This window comes from Roseovarius sp. A-2 (assembly GCF_002072155.1).
Taxonomy (GTDB): domain Bacteria; phylum Pseudomonadota; class Alphaproteobacteria; order Rhodobacterales; family Rhodobacteraceae; genus Roseovarius.
In genome coordinates, this window is sequence record NZ_BDIY01000060.1 from 1 (window position 1) to 5,068 (window position 5,068).

General features: G+C 61.8%; 7 protein-coding genes and 1 pseudogene. 2 read left to right on the top strand and 6 right to left on the bottom strand.

Annotated elements, in window-relative coordinates; genetic code table 11:
- Window positions 1-194: 194 nt before the first annotated feature.
- Window positions 195-332, top strand: a pseudogene (locus BHD06_RS24875) (helix-turn-helix domain-containing protein); the annotation flags it as partial.
- Between the two features lie 287 nt (window positions 333-619).
- Here BHD06_RS24875 and BHD06_RS22295 read toward each other — a convergent pair.
- On the bottom strand, window positions 620-1,003 hold the full coding sequence (locus BHD06_RS22295; RefSeq protein ID WP_080459140.1) for a helix-turn-helix domain-containing protein: 384 nt from the start codon (window positions 1,001-1,003) through the stop codon (window positions 620-622).
- A 119-nt stretch (window positions 1,004-1,122) separates the two neighbouring features.
- Window positions 1,123-1,323 (bottom strand): hypothetical protein, encoded by a 201-nt coding sequence (locus BHD06_RS22300; RefSeq protein WP_080459141.1) that lies wholly within the window; start codon window positions 1,321-1,323, stop codon window positions 1,123-1,125.
- Between the two features lie 84 nt (window positions 1,324-1,407).
- On the opposite strand from BHD06_RS22300, the gene BHD06_RS22305 reads away from it, so the two are divergent.
- A complete protein-coding gene (locus tag BHD06_RS22305) occupies window positions 1,408-1,770 on the top strand; it encodes a hypothetical protein (RefSeq protein WP_080459142.1) in 363 nt (120 codons plus the stop codon).
- Window positions 1,771-1,904: 134 nt separating this feature from the next.
- On the opposite strand, the gene BHD06_RS22310 is transcribed toward BHD06_RS22305, so the two are convergent.
- The 4 genes from BHD06_RS22310 to BHD06_RS22325 form a co-directional block, all read right to left on the bottom strand.
- Window positions 1,905-2,531 carry a hypothetical protein gene (locus BHD06_RS22310; RefSeq protein WP_080459143.1) on the bottom strand — a complete coding sequence of 209 codons (627 nt, stop codon included), beginning with the start codon at window positions 2,529-2,531 and terminating at the stop codon, window positions 1,905-1,907.
- A 36-nt stretch (window positions 2,532-2,567) separates the two neighbouring features.
- Complete coding sequence (locus BHD06_RS23430) at window positions 2,568-3,062, bottom strand: hypothetical protein (RefSeq protein ID WP_139784858.1); 495 nt, start codon at window positions 3,060-3,062, stop codon at window positions 2,568-2,570.
- A 270-nt stretch (window positions 3,063-3,332) separates the two neighbouring features.
- On the bottom strand, window positions 3,333-3,944 hold the full coding sequence (locus BHD06_RS22320; protein WP_080459145.1) for an SMC-Scp complex subunit ScpB: 612 nt from the start codon (window positions 3,942-3,944) through the stop codon (window positions 3,333-3,335).
- Window positions 3,945-3,946: 2 nt separating this feature from the next.
- A complete protein-coding gene (locus BHD06_RS22325; protein WP_080459146.1) occupies window positions 3,947-4,831 on the bottom strand; it encodes a DUF1403 family protein in 885 nt (294 codons plus the stop codon).
- Window positions 4,832-5,068: the final 237 nt, after the last annotated feature.

Here is a 5,068-nt window from a genome sequence, read left to right on the forward strand (position 1 = left end):
TCGGCCTTGAGACCTGCGGGTAGAAAATCCCGCCGTGAAAAGTGCAACGCCATCGGCAACCTCCGCGAAAGATGGCCGAAATATAGCGTTAGCTATGCCAGAACTGCACCAAATCTGCGTCAGAGCCTAAAATTGACCCACCTGCATTGTTGATATCCGTGCGCTTTGGCACGGAGGAAGAGCAGGTGTTACTGATGGAAACGGCAATGAAGATCCGTGGCTCAATCTTGAGCGACGGCCTCAGCATCCGGGCTGTGGCACGCGAGACTGGGATTTCACGGACGACGATCAAGAAGTATCTGAAGGGTTGCGCACCGGTTCGCGGACCGCGACAAACCGTCCGGGGGACGGTTTGAGGTGCCAACGAGCAACCGCAGTATCGGGAAAGGCAACTCCGCGTCGGCCACAAGCTGAACGCGCTCGTCAGCACCACAAAATGTAAAGAGCTGGGGTCATGTGCCCCTGCGTGGACAGCCGGTTCGGCGGGCCTGCCGTTGGCGAGCCACTCCGCTGTTGCAGACATTGATGATAGGGGATTGATCACGAAGACCCGGAAGCCGAGATCGCAGAAGGCGGGATAAGCCGCTGATTTTTATTGTTGCTTTTTTGTCTTCGGTATTTACGGCCATGCTTTGAGCCAACGGGAAACTTCCTCGGGAACAAATCGCCAGGCTACGCCGATCCGTCGGGCTGGCAACACACCCGTCCGGGCGCGATCAAGGATCGTATTCCGTGTCAGTGGACAACGCGCCGCGACGTCGTCCGGTGTCATGAGATCTGCACGATACGCCTCGAGCAGGCCCTTCGGCGGCTGCCCGCCTTCGAATGCGAACACGTCGCCTTCCACATAGCCCGTTCGACGCCCGTCGCGATGTGGCACAAGCAGGCCGTCGCGCTCCGCGCGCCAGAATAACGCATCACTTCCGCATTGCCATCGTTGGATCAGCTGCTTGCGGCTGAGCAGCTGAAGGTCATCAAGTCCTCGGTTTTTCGAAGGGCGCATTGGCTTCTCCACGTCTTTTCGTGGAGAAAGGCCCCGGACGCAGGGATTTCAAATTTCACGCGCAAAACACGGCGCACGAGAAAGAAGACTAACCCGCAGACACGTCCGGTCGCCCCGTTTCAAGCTGCAAAGACGAGGCCCGTCTCGCGCACCGGCTCGATATCCGCTCCTTTTCCGGGGCCGCCGCGATGCGGCCCCTTGAGCCAGGTCATCGCCTCGGCCTCGACCGGAAACAGGATGCCCAGGGCCTTGTGACTCCCGAGGCAGGTCAGTCGCGCTACGGCGGCCCTCGGCGGATGCTTAAAGAAAATGTGGCGCATCGGTTTCCGTGTCTCTCGGTTCAGAGTTATGTCCCGTGTAAGTGCCAATTCCGGCGCGCCACAACCAGTAAAGGAGAACGTTTCATGGGGCTTGATGTCTACATTGGGGTGCAAGGCAGTGACGAACATGTTTTATACCTGCGCAATCACAGCGAATTTTTCGAGTTGATGTGTACGCCTGAGCCCGAGCCAATTTATCCAAACTACTCGGATTTCAAAATCTCGCTGCCGATGATTGACCGAATGGAAAAGCGCATCAAAGCCGATTTCCATGCAGAGGGTCTGTCCAAAGATTCAATTCCCCAGACGCTGCCGGACAATCTCGAAGATCGCGATGCCCTCAATACTCCATGGAGGGAATTTCTGCCGAGCTATCTCTGCATCATGAAGGATTTTAGGATTTTGATACGTCAGCATGGCTACTTGGTCTGCAGTTGGAGCGCGTGATCCCGGTGCCTCGGGCAGATCGGCGATTTGAGACGCCCGCGCGGAATCCGCGCGGGCGTCCTTCGATTGGCGCGCTGTTGGTGACAGCAACAGGAGCGTGAAAAGCGACGCGCCCACCTGACGTAGCCCGAGGGCTACGATCCGGATCGGTTGTGCGCCGCGCGCAGCTTGTCGACGGCGTGGATCGCGTGCATTGCGTCGTGTGCCGCGTAGACGTTGTCGCGCAGACCCAGCAGGAGGGGCAGGGCGCGTGCCAGGTCGTTGGCCACCTCGGTACGCAGGCGCTTGCTATCCACGGCCCCACCGTCGACATGGCATTCATCCGCGACGAAGCCCTCGACCTCATCGGTACCATCGAGGATCCGCTGCGAAATCGTCTCGATGACGCCCTCCAACAGGTTGATGGTCTTCTGCTCGAAGATCTGCCGCGCCTCGATGTCGGCCAGCAGGCTCTCCACCCGCGGGCGTTCGCGAGGCGCCAGATTGGGCAGGACATCGACCCGCAGGCCCGTCACGCAGTCCCTGGATAAAGCAAAGGCATCAATCGCGATGCCTTCGACATCGTCGTAGTCTTTAAGTGGCAAACCAGGCATGTAGTCTCCTTCATTTTGCTTGAGATGTGGCGCCGCGCGGGCCGCGGTTCCACAAAGGAAACCGCGGACCGCGCCGAGGCGCAGCTCAGGGTCCGGATGGACGCGCCGACGCTTCCAATCACGGTCGGGCTTGCTGACAAGCCTGCTGAACAAGGTGATACGGCTCATGCCGAAGATGGCTCTTTCGGCTTACATGGATCATGCTTAGCCATTGGCCGTTCTTGTCCGTTGCGCTTTTCGCTCTGTGCTACGGTTCTTGGCCCGCGTGGCGCCGAGACGCAGCCGCTTCCGTATGACGGTCAGCCGCCCAGTTAGGGACGCGTCGAGCCGCCCCATCACGGGAGAGCCGGTCTCTGATACATGTTCGAAGCTTGGATTCTCGACACTAACGATGATCGACCGGGCGCCGACGAAGCGCGTTGGCCGATCAAGACCTGCGGCGGCGCATCCATCCGGTTGATTGACGCGGACCTCGCAACCCCTGTTCGCCCTCGTTTCGGCCGATGTGCCGTAGGCCAGTTTGGCGAAACGCTGGCCGGACAGGTGGAAGACTTCAAGCACGAGGCAGGGCCGGCGCTTTGCGACCGGCTGGTGGCCGGCTTCCGCTACGACCGGAAAGCGAAAGCGGACAACATGTCCGGGTGTGAGGCTGGCTTTCCAGTCCCGATTGGCGGGATGTACTGTATCGGGGATGGGCATTGTCGATCTCCTTGATCCGTTGAACCGACACGGGACCCACGCCCTATTCGGGCAGGCGGTGCAGGGCCGCGCGTCATCCGGCGCGCGCGGCCCTGCACGGACTGTCCGCCGGGGATAGCGTCGAGAGGGGTGTCCCTTCTCGATCCCGCGCGGGGAGCGCGAGCCGGTGGGGGTTCGATGACAAAGAGAAGCAGGTCAACGGCGACAGCGAATAGATGCTTCTATTAGATATCCAAGCTCTATGGGGTGTGCAGCGGGCACGCGGTCAATTTACGATGTACTAGGGTCAGCTAAACCAACCACGCCTGCATCCTCCAGCTGCTCCTGATCGGGAAGTTCGCGCAGGCTTTCCAGACCGAACGCCACGAGGAACTGTTCGGTCGTCACAAAGGTATAGGGCGCGCCGCGTCGGGGCGCGCGGGGGCCGGTGGCGATCAAGCCGTGCACTGAGAGCCGCCCGATCAGGTCACGGCTGATATCCTTGCCGAAGATATCCTTCAGCCCGTTGCGGGTTATAGGCTGGTGGTAGGCGATGGCGGCCAGCACCGCGACGTCGAACTCGCTCACATCCTGCAGTTGATCCCCGACATCCGCCGCCGCGCAGATCGCGGGCGCATAGGCGGGCCGTGTCCGGAATATCCAGCCGTCCGCGACCCGCGCCACCTCGAAGGACCGCCCCTCCAGATCGGCGGCCAAGTCCTCGACCAGAAGGTCGACCGATGCCACCTGCCCCACGACCTTCGCCAGATCCGCGCGCGGCACCGGCGCGGCGCTGGCAAACAGCACGGCCTCGATCCGCCGCATCCATTCTCGCCAGCGCAGCTCCGGCGGCAAGTCGGGCAACTCGCGGTCAAGCTCTGGCTCAGGGCGATCCTTGGCCATCGCTACACCCCGTAAAGCCGGAAGGTGTCGCGCCCGGTCATCTCGCGTACCGCGCCGAGCTCGACCAGCCGGTCGCAGAGTCGCCGCGCGGCACGGCCCGGCAGGGGTAGCGCCGAAGGAGCAACAGCATCGCGGGTCAGGAACATCTCGACTGCGTCGCCCGCGCCCTTGGCGCGAAGCTTCGGCGCAACCGCCTTCAGGTGCGCCGCCCGACGCGCAAGGTCGGCGGCGAGACGTACGGCCTCGACCGCCGATGAGATGAGCGCGCGATGACAGGCCAAGCGAAGGTCATCGCCTTGCTTGCGCAGGTCGTGCCGTTTCAGGCCCGAGGCCAGCAGCGGCACGAGAGGGTCCCGACCGAGTCCCTGGGCAAGGGCGGCGTCCGCGAGGACGAGCGCCGGCACTTCGGCACGCGGCGCATCCGTCAGCACCGCCTCCAGCACCATCGCAGCACGGGTCACCGGCGCCCCGTTCCCCGCATCGAGCCACGTCTCGATCTGGCCCGGCTCGAAGGCCGGCAAGGCTCGGCCCAGAGCCTTGATCGACACCGATCGCTCCACCGCGCGCCGCCAGGCCAGGTAGGTTTCACCGGCCGGTCCGGGCAGATCGTCGGGGTGCAGCAAATGCACCGCATCGCGCAGCTCCCCTGCCCGCTCGGGGCGTCCAGAGAACGCAACACAGGCCTCCGCCGCGCGCAACGCCAGCCGCTCCCGCAACAAGGCTTGGGGTACGTCATCGCGGCTCAGCACTAGATGCAGGTGGCTCAGCACAGCCCCCGACAAAAACGCAACATCTTCAAAGGTTTCCGCACGCGCGGCGGTGACCCACGAGGGTATCCGGGGTAATGTGTCTAGGTCGATGGAGTGATCCGGTCGGGCAAATGTCATTCGTGAAGCCTAACTCACCACGGCGCTTTCTGCCAGATAATTGAACGATAACCGCTCCACCTTGGCGCAGATAGTTATGTCCAATAAGTTTGCATTATCGGACATGAATGGATAGGGTTCGCGACATGTTGCTGTCGTTTTAGTTTCATGGGTGGATTCGACTGAAATCGGCCCTCTCGTCGAGGAAGTTTCCACTTAACCGGTGGACTGGGCTCTTGCTCAAACTCTGGACTCTTA

Bases quoted from the DNA above. Each gene is read 5' to 3' on its own strand.
- BHD06_RS22320 (WP_080459145.1), bottom strand. From the start codon at position 3,944: ATGGCCAAGGATCGCCCTGAGCCAGAGCTTGACCGCGAGTTGCCCGAC.
- BHD06_RS22295 (WP_080459140.1), bottom strand. From the start codon at position 1,003: ATGCGCCCTTCGAAAAACCGAGGACTTGATGACCTTCAGCTGCTCAGC.
- BHD06_RS22310 (WP_080459143.1), bottom strand. From the start codon at position 2,531: ATGAGCCGTATCACCTTGTTCAGCAGGCTTGTCAGCAAGCCCGACCGT.
- BHD06_RS22300 (WP_080459141.1), bottom strand. From the start codon at position 1,323: ATGCGCCACATTTTCTTTAAGCATCCGCCGAGGGCCGCCGTAGCGCGA.
- BHD06_RS22305 (WP_080459142.1), top strand. From the start codon at position 1,408: ATGGGGCTTGATGTCTACATTGGGGTGCAAGGCAGTGACGAACATGTT.
- BHD06_RS23430 (WP_139784858.1), bottom strand. From the start codon at position 3,062: ATGCCCATCCCCGATACAGTACATCCCGCCAATCGGGACTGGAAAGCC.
- BHD06_RS22325 (WP_080459146.1), bottom strand. From the start codon at position 4,831: ATGACATTTGCCCGACCGGATCACTCCATCGACCTAGACACATTACCC.